The sequence below is a fragment of the Pseudoalteromonas sp. Of11M-6 genome, from assembly GCF_022347905.1.
Lineage (GTDB): Bacteria > Pseudomonadota > Gammaproteobacteria > Enterobacterales > Alteromonadaceae > Pseudoalteromonas.
The window spans coordinates 59,019-76,284 of the sequence record NZ_JAKRFW010000006.1; the positions used below are offsets into that span (position 1 = coordinate 59,019).

Annotated in this window: 11 protein-coding genes; 8 read left to right on the forward strand and 3 right to left on the reverse strand. The window is 42.3% G+C overall.

The window, feature by feature from the left end; translation table 11 throughout:
* Positions 1-64: 64 nt before the first annotated feature.
* The 3 genes from MHN32_RS04605 (at position 65) to MHN32_RS04615 (ending at position 4,847) form a co-directional block, all read left to right on the forward strand.
* Positions 65-550 carry a GAF domain-containing protein gene (locus MHN32_RS04605; RefSeq protein ID WP_239421054.1) on the forward strand — a complete coding sequence of 162 codons (486 nt, stop codon included), beginning with the start codon at positions 65-67 and terminating at the stop codon, positions 548-550.
* A 505-nt stretch (positions 551-1,055) separates the two neighbouring features.
* Entirely contained in the window at positions 1,056-1,946 is an 891-nt protein-coding gene (locus MHN32_RS04610) for a cation diffusion facilitator family transporter (protein ID WP_010375246.1), read from the forward strand.
* 117 nt (positions 1,947-2,063) lie between these two features.
* The gene (locus tag MHN32_RS04615; protein ID WP_206471116.1) at positions 2,064-4,847 is read left to right on the forward strand and encodes an ATP-binding protein; all 2,784 of its coding nucleotides are present in this window, start codon (positions 2,064-2,066) and stop codon (positions 4,845-4,847) included.
* A 28-nt stretch (positions 4,848-4,875) separates the two neighbouring features.
* On the opposite strand, the gene MHN32_RS04620 is transcribed toward MHN32_RS04615, so the two are convergent.
* A complete protein-coding gene (locus tag MHN32_RS04620) occupies positions 4,876-9,363 on the reverse strand; it encodes an EAL domain-containing protein (RefSeq protein WP_239421055.1) in 4,488 nt (1,495 codons plus the stop codon).
* Between the two features lie 481 nt (positions 9,364-9,844).
* On the opposite strand from MHN32_RS04620, the gene MHN32_RS04625 reads away from it, so the two are divergent.
* Complete coding sequence (locus MHN32_RS04625) at positions 9,845-10,039, forward strand: (2Fe-2S)-binding protein (RefSeq protein ID WP_010607506.1); 195 nt, start codon at positions 9,845-9,847, stop codon at positions 10,037-10,039.
* 32 nt (positions 10,040-10,071) lie between these two features.
* On the opposite strand, the gene bfr (MHN32_RS04630) is transcribed toward MHN32_RS04625, so the two are convergent.
* Together bfr (MHN32_RS04630) and bfr (MHN32_RS04635) are read right to left on the reverse strand one after the other, a co-directional pair.
* Positions 10,072-10,536 carry a bacterioferritin gene (gene bfr / locus MHN32_RS04630; protein WP_010375235.1) on the reverse strand — a complete coding sequence of 155 codons (465 nt, stop codon included), beginning with the start codon at positions 10,534-10,536 and terminating at the stop codon, positions 10,072-10,074.
* Positions 10,537-10,553: 17 nt separating this feature from the next.
* Entirely contained in the window at positions 10,554-11,021 is a 468-nt protein-coding gene (gene bfr, locus MHN32_RS04635) for a bacterioferritin (RefSeq protein WP_010607507.1), read from the reverse strand.
* Between the two features lie 272 nt (positions 11,022-11,293).
* Between bfr (MHN32_RS04635) and MHN32_RS04640 the strand changes: the two genes are divergently transcribed.
* From MHN32_RS04640 to MHN32_RS04655, 4 genes are all read left to right on the forward strand, one after another.
* A complete protein-coding gene (locus MHN32_RS04640) occupies positions 11,294-11,620 on the forward strand; it encodes a DUF2946 family protein (protein WP_010607508.1) in 327 nt (108 codons plus the stop codon).
* Between the two features lie 382 nt (positions 11,621-12,002).
* Positions 12,003-13,112 carry an efflux RND transporter periplasmic adaptor subunit gene (locus MHN32_RS04645; RefSeq protein ID WP_010607509.1) on the forward strand — a complete coding sequence of 370 codons (1,110 nt, stop codon included), beginning with the start codon at positions 12,003-12,005 and terminating at the stop codon, positions 13,110-13,112.
* A 13-nt stretch (positions 13,113-13,125) separates the two neighbouring features.
* A complete protein-coding gene (locus MHN32_RS04650; RefSeq protein WP_239421056.1) occupies positions 13,126-16,254 on the forward strand; it encodes a CusA/CzcA family heavy metal efflux RND transporter in 3,129 nt (1,042 codons plus the stop codon).
* Positions 16,255-16,311: 57 nt separating this feature from the next.
* Entirely contained in the window at positions 16,312-17,196 is an 885-nt protein-coding gene (locus tag MHN32_RS04655; RefSeq protein WP_010607511.1) for a cation diffusion facilitator family transporter, read from the forward strand.
* Positions 17,197-17,266: the final 70 nt, after the last annotated feature.

The window sequence follows — 17,266 nt, forward strand, 5'->3', positions numbered from 1 at the left end:
TGCGTTATCTCACAAAACAAACTATAGTAGAAATATAAACACTGTCTAATTAAGTAAGTAGATTATGAAAACCCCTGAGGTACCTAAAAACGAACCAGCTAGGTTACATGCGCTTAGGGAGCTTGCGATACTCGATACAAAACCAACACTTGAATTGGACCGAATTACTCAATTTACTGCCCATGTTTTTGATGCTCCAATTGCATTGGTGAGTCTTGTTGACAAGAACAGGCAATGGTTTAAATCTCGCTTTGGATTGGATGCTGAGCAAACGTCTCGCGATGTTTCATTTTGTGGTCATGCAATATTAGAAGACACGGTATTTGTGGTTCATGATACGCTCGAAGATCCTCGCTTTATGGATAACCCTTTGGTGTTAAATGCCCCTCATATTCGATTTTATGCTGGTGCTCCTATCATATTGTCCAGCGGTTTTCGCGTTGGGACCGTATGTGTTATCGATATAGAACCCCGAGAGTTGAGTGAAGCTGATTGTGAAATATTAAAGCAAATCGCAACCGACGTTGTAACTCAGTTAGAAAAAATCTAATTGTACTTTACCGCAAGTAAAAGCGATGGGTGTCAAAATTTTCTATAAAGTCGGCCGTTACAGCCGCAAATGTTAGTGCATTTAGCTCGTGGAAACGTTACAATTGAGACTGTATATCATTGCCATTTAGGGCAATGTTTAAACGATAACTAACCTGAGGTTTAGATGAGGAATGAGGTAACTCATTGTTTCTAAAGTAACATTAAATTACTACCTTATCTAGCCAGAGAGTTTTGATGATAACTAGGCGAATTTGCGCACCAATAGCTGGCTATTGGAAGTGAATTCAACGTAGTTAGCGCTAAAATTGGCTGCTAGAAAGGCATTAATTATCCTAAGCTCAGGTTAACTACGTATATTTCTAAATTTATTTCTGTATTTTTGAATCACGGCTTTTTCCTACACGGTATAAAAGATAGGGTGAGGTGCATTTAGTCAAATGGCTCCATCTTATGCTGTGGTTGTACGTAGCATCTTATATTAAATTAGGTACACGACTCATTTCATGACAGATATCACTACGCATCAAGCTTCTCGCCGAAGATTATTGATTGCGCTTGCAATCACTTGCTCTTTTATGATCATTCAAGTTATTGGTGCTTATTACGCTAATTCTCTCGCTGTGTTAGCTGATGCTGGACACTTGTTTGTGCACAATAGTTCTTTATTTATCGCGTTGATAGCGTCAAGTGTGGCAGTTTATCTTGCTAAAACATATAACGATGGTTACAAGCGTGCTGAATATACCGGTGGACTTATCAATGGCATTCTCTACCTTTCAATTGCGGTAATTATCTTGCTCGAAGGGAGTGAGCGATTGTCTCATCATGCGGGCGGTCATGACCTAGAGGTGAATAGCTATTTAATGTCTATGATTGCTGCAATTGGGTTTTTGTTTCATGGGGCGTCCGCTTGGGTGCTGTACAAAGGCCGTAAAGACAGTATTAACGTCTATGCTGTTTTCTTGCACTCATTTTTTGATTTACTGTCCACCATATCGACATTTATCGCAGGTGTGATTATACACCTCACAGGCTGGGAGGTGGTTGATATTCTCTCGAGCATGCTGATTTCTGTCTTTGTATTGTTCACAGGAATTAAGGTGATAATTGCTTGTCTTAAAGGACTTGCTACACCCCCAGAAGTTTTACCTACGGTTCAAGAAGTTGAGAGAACGATTGTGTCTACGGAGCATGTTGAAAGCGCCCATAATATTACGGTTAGCAAAATTGATGGGGCGGTTGTCGTTGGTGCACATGTGGTATTAAAGCATCACTGTACTATCGAATCTCATGATTCAGCGTGTCGCGTGGAAGTGGAAGAAGCGTTGAAAAAGTCCTTTAATGTGCTGAGTAGTGTGCTACAAATAGAGAGCCATGACTGCCCTCATCATTAGGGAAAATAAACCCAATGTGTGATATATTTTTTAGTTATTTGTTGCACTACCTTGGCAGGTTTTAAAATATTTTTTATTGTTATACATAGGCAGTATCAAAAACCGGTGGTGTAACATTTGAATCAAAAGCAAGCGCTCATCATAACTTTAGTCTTAGGTGTACTTGGCGGGCTGGCCAATCTGTTGCCAATTTGGTTTTTGGATAGTTCTGAATTCCTTTTTGGCCAGCTGTTTGTATTATTTATCCTGCTGCTATGCGGATGGCGCTATGCCATCATCGCTGTGATTATAGGTGCCGGTTTTATTTGGTATCGATGGGAGCATGCTTGGCCTTCTGTGGTTTTTTTCTTCGAAGTGTTGTGGCTTCACTTTGTCTGCGTCCGTTTCGCCAAGCCATTTTTTGTTCGGGGTATCGTTTATTGGATTTTGTTGGGGTTACCTGCATTATTTATTTTTGGCTATTTTGCCCTCGAACTGCCGTTACTCGTTATATTCACTGCACTGGCTAAGTACCTAATCAACGCTGGTATTTGCCTCGCTGTGGTTGACTTGCTGAGCTTTTTCTTTACTCGCAGCAAGTGGCAAGGGATGCCGCTCAATCAAATTCTGAATTCTACCGTCAACCTTGTTATCGTTTTAGTTGTATTAATGACAACCGTCGTGCTGACAAACAATTACTATAAAAGAATTGAAGCAGAGATAAAAACACAGCTTGAAGAAGCATCCGGTTCTATAGTCGCTCAAATTGATGACTACCTTGATGCATACCGTCGCGCGATGGTGATATCCGCAACGGATGTATCCTTAGGGATTGATGCTGATTATGTTATTGAGCGGTTGCTAAAAACTCATGCTAATTTTAGAACCGCGATTGTTGCGGACAAAGATGCTAATGTTACTCACCTTTATCCGCAGCATTTTGCTGAGACGATGAAGGGAACAAACGCCAATGTGTCAGATAGAGACTACTTTATTAAAGCTCCCGAATACCCAGAAGGATTTGTTTCAGGCATATTTCAAGGACGTGGTTTTGATGAAGCGCCTATTGTCGCAATTTCAGCACCAATCTTTATCGCTGAAGAGTTTAGGGGGATTGTGGAAGGGTCTTTAATATTTGGTTCATTTGAACGCTTTATTCCAAAAATTCTTGCTGAAGATGCCAATTTGATTGTGTTGGATAAACATAAAAGGGTTGTCTATAGCTCGTTAAAGACCGAATTTAAAACCCTAGATATGCCAAGTGATGTGGTGTTGCAAGCCCTATTTGATAAGGAATCCTCAACTTTTGAAGACTCGACTGAGCAGATTTTATTTAAACAAACTGCGGTATCTAAGCAATATGAATGGTCAGTTATCACTATGCTCGATCGTAAATATCTTAACCTAGTTGCTGCAGAAGCTTGGTCAGATGCATTGGGACTTGCGCTTGCGATTATTGTATTGAGTTCTATTTTTGTCCGTCAGCTCACTCGATTGTTGGTGCGTCCAATTGTGGCGCTCAGTCATGATATTCGTGCTTACGAACCTTCAACTTTAATCGAAAATTCGGCGAATGCAGATAGCAGCTTTTTAGAAATAATTGAGTTGCAGCAGCAGTTCAATCAGCTGGCTTTTAAGCTAACACTGAGTTTTACAAAACAAAACCAAGCCAGCCTAGAAAACGAAAGACTTAACCGTAAGCTTACCGACTTCAATCGTGAGTTAGAGCAACAAGTTGCTGAGAAAACGGAAGAGCTAACCAAAGCCGTAGAAGCCGCTAACGCTGCTAATCATTCCAAGAGTCGGTTCCTCGCCAATATGAGTCATGAAATTAGAACGCCGTTAAATGGAATTATCGGTATGTCGGATAGCTTGATCAGAGAGCAAAGTCTTAGCAATGAGATGGCAGACCAAATAACAATTATACGGCAGTCGGCAAAGAACCTGATGCTTATCCTCAATGATATTTTGGATTATTCTAAAATTGAGGCGGGGGCTTTGAAAATAGAACGCCGGGCAGTGAATTTACAAGAAATGCTCGACAGTCTGGTCAGCATTTTCAAAATTTCTAACGTCAGATATGGTGTTGAGTTTAAGTACGAGAAGGGGGCTGAACTCCCTACGTACCTTGAGTTAGATGAACTACGCGTGTCACAAGTGGTAAATAATTTACTCAGCAATGCTGGAAAGTTTACCAACAAAGGCCACATAACACTTTCCGTCCATTATGAGAGTGGGATGTTAAAGTTTACTGTTGCTGACACTGGAATTGGCATTTCAAAAGCGCAACAGGAAACGTTGTTCCATGAGTTTACTCAGGCAGACCTTTCAACCACAAGAAAGTTTGGTGGTACCGGACTTGGCTTAGCTATTTCTAAAAAACTAGTCGAAGCGATGCATGGCGAGATAAGCATTCACAGTGAACTTGGGCTCGGTAGTAAATTCTATGTAGATATTCCAGCTTCAAAAGGGCAGGGGGTTAAGAGAGAGCAACAAGAAGTAGGGGCTCCTGATTTTAATGGCCTCGATGTTCTATTGGTAGAAGACAATAAAATTAACCAAGTGGTTGTTGGTAAGTTGCTAGAGAAAACGCACTGCTTGTTAGATAAAGTGGACGACGGAGTCGAAGCTTTAGTTGCAATGAAGGCGAAAAACTATGCCTTAGTTTTAATGGATTGCCAAATGCCGAATATGGACGGCTTTGCTTGTACCAAAGCAATCAGAAACGAGCCAAATATATACGGCAATCCACATATTATTGCGATAACAGCGAACGCCTACGAAGAAGATAAACAAAAATGTATCCAGGCAGGCATGGATGATTTTATTGCTAAACCCATTGATATTAACGAACTTTATCAAAAGCTTAGTGAATGGCAGCGCTCAGAACTGCCTGATAGTGAAACGCAAGATAAGGGCTAACGCTTAGGCTAGCCCACTCAACCCGCGATCAAGCTCGTGAGCGTTCATGCTGTTCGTAAAATGCGAGCAAATCGTCAATCGCCATAGGCTTTGCGAAGTGGTAGCCTTGCATATATTCACAGCCTACGTCTCTTAGATAATTAAGCTGAGATTCTGTCTCGACACCTTCTGCAATACACTTCATGTTTAAGCTTTGCGCCAATAAATAAATGGTTCTAATGATAGATTTATTCGCGGGTTTTGCGCTCATATTGCGTACAAACCCTTGGTCAATCTTTATAATATCAAGAGGGAACTCATTCAGATACGTGAGTGAAGAAAAGCCAGTGCCGAAGTCGTCGAGTAGCAATATAAAATCAGCCCGCTTCATTTCGTTGATAGTTGCTCGTGCCTTAACCATATCAGACATAAAAATTGACTCGGTGATTTCAAGTCTTAAGCAACGATTAGTAAGACCATGCGCTTTTAAAATCTCAGTGAACTGGTGTGCGATATCTGAGCGTAAAATATGTACCGCGCTTAAATTAAGAGATAAATAAAAGTCTGGTTCTTGTGTAAACAATGGACGCAATTCTATTAAGGCTCTGATAAGCGCTTGCTCAGTCAAGGTTTCGATCAAGCCGCTTTCTTCAGCGATTGGAATAAAATCGCATGGAGGAATTAGCATGTCATTATTGCGCCAACGCATGAGTAACTCAACGCCTGCAAGCTGACCCGTTGTGGTATTGATGATAGGCTGATAGTGATTGAAAAACTCACCGTCTTTAACTGCCGTTTTCATTGCGGTTTCTAACCGAAGCTTTTTACTGATCTCTTCATTCATTGTCTCAGTAAAGAACTTGAATGCATTTCTTCCCGATTGCTTTGCATGGATCATGGCGATATCCGCGTTACGGATTAAGGATTCTGAGTCCGGTGCATCAAACGGGTAAACTGCAACGCCAATACTGGCAGATACACTCATGGTGATCCCATCAATTTCGATACGTTCGGGTATGTGCTTCACTAAGCGGGAGACTACCTCGCTCACATATTCGATGCTAGGGAAGGACTTAATTAGCACAAGAAACTCATCGCCACTCTGCCTTGCTAAGATACAATTATTGTTAATTTGCTCTTTGATCCGCTTAGTTATCGCGACCAGTAGTTTATCGCCAATATGATGTCCATAGGCATCATTAATTGGTTTAAATTTATCTAAGTCAATAAAGAGTAGGGCACAGCTTTGCTGTGTGTTGTTTGCGTTAAACAGCGCAAATTCAATGTGCTGTAGCATTAAGCTGCGATTCGGCAGCTCCGTCAAAGCGTCGAAATTGGCGAGATATCTAAGTTCATTCTCGGCTTTTTTCTGCTCAGTCAAATCGGTAACAACGACCACGAAGTATTGGAGATTCACATTGTCCTTGGAAACCGCGCTAATGCTTAGTTGAACTGGATGCACTTTATCCCAGCCGTCTGTAACTTGAACTTCCTGTCTTAGATATTGATTTGGTCCAAGAGATTTTAAATTTGCAATTAAACCGTGGAACTTCTTTTGCCCGATGGCATTAACAAAACGCTCAGTCGTTAAGTCGTTTAACGCTTCGTTTTCCTGCAGTTGAAATGCTCTACAGAAGCTACTATTGACCGAAATGGGCTGTAAGTTAGGGTCTAAGATCACAATCCAATCGTTCACTTGGCTGAAGGCCTCACCCAGCATATTTGCGCGCATCTGGTTCGCTTTTTGCGTGGTTACATTGGTATAAATACCGTGTAGTTCAGTGGCTTTGCCTTGTGCGTCAAACTCTGCGACTTGGCCAAAGTCGTGAAACCAGTGCCAATTATTGTCAGTGCAGCGCAGTCGATAAGATAGAGAAAGCTGCTCTTTGGTCGGGTTAGAAATAAATTTCTTCCAAGCACGCTCGACAACTTCTCTATCATCCGGATGAATGGCGTTATAGTGTTCTTGCAACGTCATAGTATCACTCTCAAAGCCAAGCGCTTCGGCGCGCTGCTGTGTGATTTGGCGTGCAACGACATCTGCTGACCAAACGCCGCTTTTGGTTGATTTCAACGCCAGCTTCGTTTGCCTTCCTGCATGCGTAACGGCTTTAAGTGCAGTTTCAAGCTGACGTTGTTTCTGTTTGTGCTTAATAACGACGAGCGATATTAGCGCGAATGCACTTAGACTGTATAAGATTAATGCAACAGGCGAGCGCCATGGAGAGTGAGCAACATGAAAGCGCAAGTTGAGTGCATTGCTCAGGTCATCACCGTCAAGCGAATGCGGTGCAACGATTAACTGATAATCACCAGGGAGTAATTGATTTAGAAATACTTTGTTTCGTTTTAAGCTTGAAAACGTAAGTGCACTTGGACCATGCAAAGAAGCTTGGTATTGAATATGATGATTGGCATTGAAGTCAAAATCAGAAAACAGTAGCTCAATGCCCATGTCATCAAACTTAAAATCAAATGCTTGCAATATTGCATCAGGTGCTAAGTAGGTTTGATCCCTGCTTAAAATATCCATTTGAGTGACCAGTAGTGGGCGGCGCTTAACCGCGCCATCTGAAAACTGTTCCGGATCGAAAGTGATAGAGCCGTTGACTGTACCGAACATCAGCTTGCCAGATTCAAGTGCTGCTGCTGCCCCTCCGTTAAACTCAAGCGTCGGCAGGCCTTGATTCGTTCCAAAGGTTTCCAATACTTTATTTATTGGATCAAATTTAAACATGCCGCGTTGACTACTGGCCCAAATCATTCCATCTCTATCTAACTGGAGATTGTAGATAGCATTACTCATCAAACCTTGTTCAGTCGTTAGCTTGTATTCTTCGGCGTAAGTATCTTTATTGATCCCGACTAGACCTTCGGTTGAGGTCGCCAACCATAGTGTTCCAGCTCTATCTACTACCCAACTATTAACGGCGGAGACCAAGTGCTTATCCGATTTGTTGTAAATTGTTGTTAGGGTATCTGTTGACTCATTATATTTGACCAAACTGATGTCCGTACTTATCCAATATTCATCGTTAGTCGTATCCAAAGGCGGTAGGATCAAAAAGCTCTGTGCCGCTGCCAGCTGCTTTGACAGTCCTTCTAATGCCCGCACTGTACTAGTGGCAGCATCATATTCATAAAACCCGTTGCTATTGATAAATGGAAACTTACTTTCTGAGTACTTAGCGATACCCCAGCTATATGGTTCAAGTTTGTCACCATTTTCAAGCGTAATTGGGTTTAGCTGTTTGGTGTCGGTGTTAAATAGTGCGGTCTCTTGAGTTGTTTGTATAAGAAATGTATTTTTGTCGAAATATGAAGAATTAAAAATAGAGAATACAGCATCTGCTCCGTACAGCGCTTTTGGGTCTCTATTTTGCAGGTAACTGGATTTCAATTGCTGGGTGCTCAAATCAAACTCATTAATGCCGTTATCCGTACCGAGGAGTACCGTGTTATTGTTGGTAGGGTGAATCGACCAGATATTGTTATTGGCAAACCTGTCTTGGGTGTTTATAAATGTTGTAAAGCGCAGCGAGCTTGAAGGCCATAAATATGCACCATCATTATACGTGCCCATCCATAGGTTATTGTTTCTATCTGCGTAAAGGTTAGTGATACTGGGGTTGGTGAGACGATATTGCCCCTCGGTTAAGGAAAGCACCTTTGAACTGGTTTTTTTTCTTCTATCAATAAGCAACAATCCATGTTCGGTAGCAATAAACTCGCCATAGGGAGTGATTTGATGTCCCCAAATATTTTTCTCAGGAACAAGCTCATAGCTTTTTGAAGCAACAAGTGTTTGATTACTGACTGGAATTACAAATAAGCCTTCTACAGTACCAACGAGTAACCCCAACGATGGGTCGCGTTTGAGTAATTTAACATCATGACTGAGTTCTGACTTTGAATCTGTGTAATTTATTTGCTCTACATTGCCGGTCGCAAGAGAATAGGTGAATAGACCTTCCGTTGTACCAATAATCACAAAATTACCGATAACGTTTATGGCGCGAATGTAGCTACTTGGTGCGAAGTGAGTGAGTAATTCTGACTTTAACGTATCGCGATCTAATGTGTAGAGGTCACTTTCAATGGAGAAGATGATATTTTCTCGATGAGCAATGGCTGTAGCGATGGGTTTTGGAGCTGCGTTGTTGTCTTGACGTTTACCGTCGTAGATTTGTTGAACTGTGTAGTCATCAACATTCAATAAAAACGCACCGCTGATACCAGTAGAGATCAGTAACTCGTCATTCGAGATATTGAATAACCCAACTATTTCTTGCTCATCAAGACCCTGAGAGGCTGCAATACTAACGATTTGATTGCCGTCATAGCGGTTTAAGCCTTGAAGAGTACCGATCCAAATAAAGCCATGTTTATCTTGTGTGATGGCGGTGATTGCTGATTGACTTAACCCCTCCTCAACAGAGAAACGAGAAGTATATTGACCGAAGTTATGGGCGTGGCTAGGCGCGACTATGCAACACAAAGATAATAATATAAAAAAACACAATAGCGCTTGCTTCATTAAAAGACCTTTCTCTATCCAATCTCATTTAGTCCTTTAACAACATGTTACCAAATCAAACTAAGCTGATCCGCGCTAATAAAACTGTTAGCGGTGACGCGAAGTCTAGCGGAAATGCTAGATTGAAATCAACTTAAACCTTGGTTTTTATGCAATATATTTAACAATTTATACATGTTTAAGGTTTGTCATTTGTAGCAAACAAAACAATCTTCTTGGGTGAAAGTGCACCCAAACTCTCATGTTTAAAGTGAAACTCATCTGGTTAAGTTAAGCGTAGCAGTTTTACTGGATTTTTCTTAATTTTATAGAAATAAACGTCGGCTTGAGTACGACGTTTTACGAAGTGTGAATAACGAAGTCTTTGCTGCAGCTTACAAAGAAAAATAATTCGCATTTATAGCTAAGGTATGTGTTGATAATTGTTATCGTTTAGATTAGACTTGTTTTCAGTTAATGAGTTTGAGATTGGTTTTCATTTATGTATGTGTGCATTTGCCATGGTGTTACAGATAAAAAGATTGCAGAGACGATAGACGATGGTGCTCGTTCAATGCGTGATCTTAGCCAGACATTATCTGTTGGTAAGCAGTGTGGAAAGTGCTGTAACTGTGCGAAGAAAATTCTAAATGAAAAGCTGATTGCGATTGTTGATGTCACTGATCAGGTTGCGTAACAGTACATTATCACGCAACCTCAATTAAATACTTATAGTTGAGACTGTAAGTAGTTTTCTATTCCCATCACCTTAATTAGATGTTGCTGAGTTTCAAGCCAGTCAATTTGCTCTTCTTGCTCGTTTTGGATTTTATCTAACGCTTCACGGCTGATGTAATCTTGCTTTTCTTCACACAATTTAATTGCTGCTTGGAGGTCGACCAAAGACGCTTGCTCAAATGCCATATTGCAATCAATCATCTCAGCGCTGTTTTCACCAATTTTTAAACGACCTAAATCTTGTAAGTTAGGAAGGCCTTCCAAGAACAAAATTCGCTCGATAAGGCGGTCAGCGTTTTTCATTTTTTGTATTGAGACTTTATAATCCGCTTTGTCTAACTGGCTAAAACCGAAGTCTTTAAACATACGTGCGTGCAAAAAGTATTGGTTGATACCTACCAACTCATTGGCCAAAACTTTATTAAGCGCTACGATTACTTCTCTATCACCTTTCATTTGTCGAGTCCTTAATATTAAAGCTGAGATTGGATATAATTCGGAGCACCGATAAGATCAATCAGGCGAATTTGCTGCTCTAGCCAGTAAACATGATCTTCTTCTGTATCAAACAACAGCTTTTCAAGCGTTTCTCGAGATTGGTAATCTTGCTCTTCTTCACAGATTTTGATTGCTTCTTTAACGCATTCGACAACTTCAAGCTCTAGTTTTAGGTCGTTTTCCATCATGGACTTAACATCTTGGCCGATGAGTAGATCACGACGTTTTGTCATGTTAGGTACCCCTTCCAAGAAAAGAATGCGTTTGATCAACCAATCTGCATGCGTGGTTTCTTCTTCACGTTCGTGCTCAAGGCGTTGGTATAGTTTGCTCAACCCCCAATCTTCGTACATACGTGAATGGATGAAATATTGATCGATAGCTGCAAGCTCATTGGCTAATAGCTTATTGAATGCGTCGATGACTTTTTGTTTACCTTGCATGCTGTTACCTCAAACTGTGAATATGCGGCTAGTCTAACGGATTTATGTGATGTGTCAATGAAAAATCTTTATAAAACATGGTGTTATATATTGATTATAATTCGCATTTAAGTTGATGTTTTGGCCTAACAATGCAAATTATTGTTATTTCATTTTGAGTAGGATCAGTAATGACAGCAAAAAATAAGACTTAAAGCTTAGCGCTACTATTGACAGAACAAGTGCAGGTGGTAAATTGACAACGATCTTTTGTTTTAAAGAGAAATGTAGATTTGAATAAGCTAGTTTTGATTTTTGTGATGCTTCTACTTGCGGTGCAATCTGTGAGTGTATTCGCGTCTGAATCTAGCTTCCATCAAATCGAAGTGTCTCACCTCCAACATACTCACGATCATGCTGAAGATGTGCAAGCAGACCCCAGCGACCATCATACAAAAGACTGCCACCACTGTGGCCATTGCAGTGGGACGCATTTGAATTTAGTGATTTTAAAATCTTTTATCCCCTTTGAAATGCGACCAAATAGCGAAATTTATCCTCAATCAGATACCAAAGTGCGTGCTTTTGTAGAGCAAGCACATCGTCCACCGATCGCTTAAGTCGCGGTTATCATTGAAGGTACTACCTCAATTTAACTTAACTAACCTGAATCTAGGTTAATGAGTAAATTGATAAACCCAACTTAGCGAAAATTCGTGTTTGTGAGTAAACAACTAAGCGTGTTTTCTATGCTTATGAGTTTTGCTTTCAGTGATACTGCCCACTCCGTTTATACCAATTGTATTAAGTAAATGAGCTACTTTAACACCGGTTGGTATTACTCCTTCTTAGCTGATGACGTGATTACAGGTAAATCACGTCTGCTTGAGAAGTGCATTCTTGTTCGCAAATTGGCACTGTAACAGCAATGCTTGGTGCAATTCGTTAAACAAGCTAACGGTTTTGAACGTCAACTTACGTTCTTGAGTAAAAGAGTATCGAATGACAAACTTTAAAATTTTCTCCATCTATTTCGCGGTGAACGCGCTTTTTAGCTCGCTAGCATATGCTGGCGATGGTCATGAAGAACATGAAGAGGAAGAAAATGCCATCGTACTAACGCAGCAACAAATGCGTTTTGCCGGAATTCAGACCAAAGAAGTCAAGTTGGAAAGCCATGAGCGCTTTTATTTTGCACCTGGAGAAGTAAAAGCCAATGGTTATACCAGCTATTTAGTATCGCCAAGAGCCGATTCAATCGTGTTAAAGCGACACACTACGCTTGGTTCTATGGTTAATGTTAACGACCCACTTATCACCTTATTCTCGGAGGCAATGGCGCAGGCCCAAGCGCAGTATTTGGTCGCTTCAACAGAGTGGGATAGAGTTAAACGCTTAAGTAAAGAAACCATCAGTGAGCGTGAACGCGTTCAAGCAAGTGCCGATTTTAGTTCGGCTTATTCAAAGTTGTTGGCACTTGGAGTAACAGAAAAGGAGATTAAAGAAATAGCCACTAAGCCCGCTAGTGAACTTGGCCAATATACGCTCGTTGCTGAGCGCGAGGGAGTGGTGACTCAAGATGCCTTTACTCAGGGCCAGCATGTTGCTTCTGGCACAACTTTAATGGCAATCACTGATGAAAGCGAGCTATGGGTGGAAGCCCGTTTACAACCGAACTCTCAACTTTCGTTAGCGGTTAACTCTAAAGCATTGATTGGCATAGAAGATCAGCAATATGCGGCTCGAGTTATCCAAGAAGCGCATACAATCGACCCCATTACTCGAACCAGACAGATCCGCCTATTGGTTGAAAATAGTGACGACAAGCTGCACGCAGGGATGTTTGTAAACGTCAACTTTATCATACCGTCAAAAGAGCCAACCATTGCGTTACCTGCAGACGCGTTAAGTCGTGGTCCTGACGGTGATTGGGTGGTGTACATCGAAGAAGCGCCCGGCGAGTTCCATCCCAAAGAAGTGACTTTAGGTGAAGATTTTGGCGCTCAGGTTGAAGTTATCGGTTTGGCTGTGGGTGAGCGCGTGGCCGTAACCGGGGCGTTCTTTATTGCGTCAGAGCAAGCCAAATCAGGCTTCGATCCGCATAACCATTAAGGGGAGCCTCATCATGTTTAATCGAATTATCGATTGGTCTGTAAACAATCGGCTTCTAATTATTCTTTTTTTACTCGTTATCACGGCAACTGCTAGCGTGACTATTCCAAAACTCAACTTAGATGCGTTTCCCGATGTAACGAATGTGCAGGTTGCGGTGAATACTGAAGCGCCGGGACTGGCAGCGGAAGAGGTTGAGCAGTTAATCACTTATCCAATTGAGGCTGTGATGTATGCCTTGCCTGATGTGCAGCAAGTGCGTTCAATTTCTAAAACAGGTCTATCTGGCGTTACGGTGGTATTTAAGGAAGGCACCGATATCTATTTTGCCAGACAGTTGGTATTTGAGCGCCTCCAAGCTGCAAAGGAGTTGATCCCAAGTGGTGTGGGTACGCCGGAAATGGGGCCAAATACCTCAGGGCTTGGTCAAGTATTTCAATATATGCTGATGAGCGAGCCGAACTCTGAATATGATGCAATGGCCTTACGTAGTCTCAATGACTGGGTGGTTAAGCTGTTAATTATGCCCATTGACGGGGTAACTGATGTATTGGCTTTTGGCGGCGATGTGCGTCAATATCAAGTCAATATCGACCCAAATAAGCTATTGGCTTATGCACTCACTCAGCAAGATGTGGTGAGTGCCATCGAGCGTAATAACCAAAATGTTGGCGGCTGGTATTTAGAGCGCGGTCAAGAGCAATTGGTGATCCGCGGAACTGGCTGGTTTCAAAGTGGGGAGAAGGGGATCCAGGAGATTGCCAACGTGCCCGTCAAAACCATTGATGGCACGGTCGTGACTGTGGCTCAGGTTGCTACTGTATCGATTGGTGGAGAAATCCGTCAAGGCGCTGTCACGATGTCTAGAAAAAGCGCCTCTGGTGGAGTGGAACAGCTCGGTGAAGTCGTAACAGGCATAGTGCTAAAGCGAATGGGAGCAAACACCAAAGCAACCATTGATAGCATTAACAACCGCGTGGAACTTATTAATAAAGCACTACCCGAAGGGGTAAGGTTTGAGCCGTTTTACGATCAGTCTGATTTAATCAGCAAAGCAGTACAAACTGTCGTTGAAGCCTTGGCACTGGCATTTATTTTTATCGTTGTGGTGCTCGCGCTGTTTTTAATGAATCTGAGAGCGACTTTCCTGGTGCTCATTTCAATTCCTATTTCAATTGCCATTGCACTTGTGGTTATGGCGTGGCTTGGCGTATCGGCCAACTTAATGTCGCTAGGTGGTATCGCAGTCGCGATAGGGATGTTAGTTGACGGCTCAGTGGTGATGGTAGAAAACATCTTTAAACACCTAACAAGGCAAAAGGAAAGTGATGACTTCTCTGTAGGACTCATTGTTGAGCTCGCAGGAAAGGAAGTGGCAAGGCCAATCTTTTTTGCTGCCAGTATAATCTTAGTAGTGTTCACCCCGTTATTTAGTTTTGAAGGGGTTGAAGCTAAGTTATTTCAACCCATGGCAATCAGTATTATTTTGGCTGTTGTTGCGGCGATATTTGTTGCCCTTATCATTGTCCCAGCGCTTGCGACCTACTTATTTAAACATGGCGTTAAAGCGCGAGAGAGTATAATTCTCGTCGCGCTAGAAAAAGGCTACCGCTGGACGTTAAATCGAGTGTTGCATAGGCAAAAGTTGTTGATGGCAATCGTCATATTATTGATGGCGGCGGCCGGTTTTACGTTCACTAAAATTGGTACCGAGTTTGTCCCAGAGCTTGAAGAAGGCACCATCAACCTAAGGGTAACGCTGGCACCTTCCGCTAGTCTTGAAACCGCGCTTAATGTTGCGCCTGAGCTGGAAAAAATGCTGCTCACTTTTCCTGAAGTAAACTACGCGCTAAGCAGAATTGGTCGAGCGGAGATAGGTGGCGATCCTGAACCGGTAAATAACATTGAAATCTATATTGGCCTTGCGCCAGTAGCACAGTGGCAAAGCGCAAATAATCGCTACGAATTACAAGCTTTGATGGAACAAAAGCTATCGGCTTACCCCGGCTTACTGTTTAATTTTTCACAGCCTATTGCGACGCGTGTCGATGAATTACTCTCAGGTGTTAAAGCGCAGTTGGCAATTAAGCTATTTGGCCCAGACTTAGCTGTGCTTGCAAAAAAAGGCAAGGAAATTGAGGCTGCCGTGGCGCAAGTTGAGGGGACCGAGGGCGTACAAATTGAGCAAATAGCTGGCGAGTCACAGCTGATCATCACCCCAAAACGTCAAGCGTTATCGCGCTACGGTTTAGCTGTCGGGGACGTTATGGCATTAGTGCAAGATGGCATTGGCGGCAGTAAAGCGGGGCAGGTCATCAACGGTAATGAGCGCTATGATATTTATGTCCGCTTGGCACCCAAGTACCGTCAAAGCAAACAGACTATTGAAGAAATACGTTTACAATCAAGTTCAGGGGCGTGGATCCGGTTGGCTGATGTTGCGAATGTTGAATATCAATCTGGTCCTCCGCAAGTAAGACGAGATGACGTTCAACGTCGAGTGGTGATCCAAGCTAATGTGCAAGGTCGTGATATGGGCAGTGTAGTAAGTGATATTCGCGCGGCTATTGATAGTAAAGTTGACTTACCAACAGGTTATGGTGTTGAAATCGGTGGTCAATTTGAAAACCAGCAACGAGCACAAAAACGCTTGGCAATCGTGGTGCCGTTATCTTTGGCGCTAATAGCACTCTTGCTTTACTTTGCATTTGGTTCAATGGCTCAGGCTGCGCTTATTTTAGTGAATGTGCCGCTTGCGGTCATTGGTGGGGTATTTTCTTTATATATCTCAGGACAATATCTCTCGGTCCCAAGCTCGGTTGGGTTTATCACCTTATTCGGTGTCGCGGTACTCAATGGTGTGGTCATGGTTGAGAGCATAAACCAGCGATTGGCTGCGGGAGAATCGCTTCATTCGGGTGTCTTTGAGGGAGCAATTTCAAGGCTTAGACCCGTGCTTATGACTGCGATAACCTCAGCGCTGGGACTTATTCCCATGCTGCTATCGACAGGAGTGGGCGCTGAAATTCAAAGGCCGCTTGCCAGTGTAATTGTTGGTGGATTATTAACGTCAACCTTGCTGACGTTGTTTGTATTGCCAGCACTTTATCCACTATTCTCAAAGCAAATTAAAAATTCGTAATGCCCGTGGGGGCCATTGAAAGTGGCCCCTTCTTCGGATCAATAAATAGGATTTAGTATGTCTCACGCACATCATCACCATCATGGAAATAAGCTCGGTTGGGCCGTATTTGTTAATATTCTACTGAGTGTCGCGCAGGTCGTTGGTGGCATTCTTTCTGGCAGTCTCTCTTTGGTTGCTGATGCGCTACATAATTTAAGTGACGCCGGTGCGCTTATTATCGCGTTAGTCGCGCAAAAAGTTGCTAGAAAGCCGGCCTCACTTGAACTCACTTATGGCTATCAACGTGCTGAAATAATTGGGGCGTTAATTAATAGCGCGACACTCATTGTTGTTGGGGTTTATCTGTTATTCGAGGCGATTTCTCGATTTTTAAATCCAGAGCCAATTGATGGCTGGATAGTGGTGTGGCTCGCGGCCTTGGCGTTAGTTATCGATGTTATCACAGCACTTATTACTTATTCTGCAGGTGCAAAGACCAGCCTAAATATTCGTGCGGCATTTATTCACAATGTTTCTGATGCTGCGGCTTCCGTTGCAGTGATCGTGGCTGGAACATTAATCATCTTATATCAATGGTATGTGGTGGATCTTATCGCCACTGTATTGATCTCCGCGTACGTGATTTACCATGGTGTTGAATTGAGTAAAAGTAGTATTAGAATTCTCATGCAGGCGACGCCAGATAATGTGAATATTCAAGAGGTTAAGGAATACCTTGAGACTCAAGAGAATGTTAAGACAGTAAGCCATATTCATGTTTGGCAGCTCAATGAGCATGAATATATTTTAGAGGCGCAAGTTGTCATTACGTCCTTGAGCGACCAAAGCACGCTAGCGCGGTTAAAAGAGAGTTTACAGTCGCGGTTTGGATTGTCGCATACCACACTTGAATTAACCGAGGACTCTTTGGTAACACATCAGTGTGTAGAAATTAAATAAATACAAATGAAAATAGTTTGCATTAATGTTTTTGTGATCGTATAGTGCTCCAATAGCTCATACTGGTTTG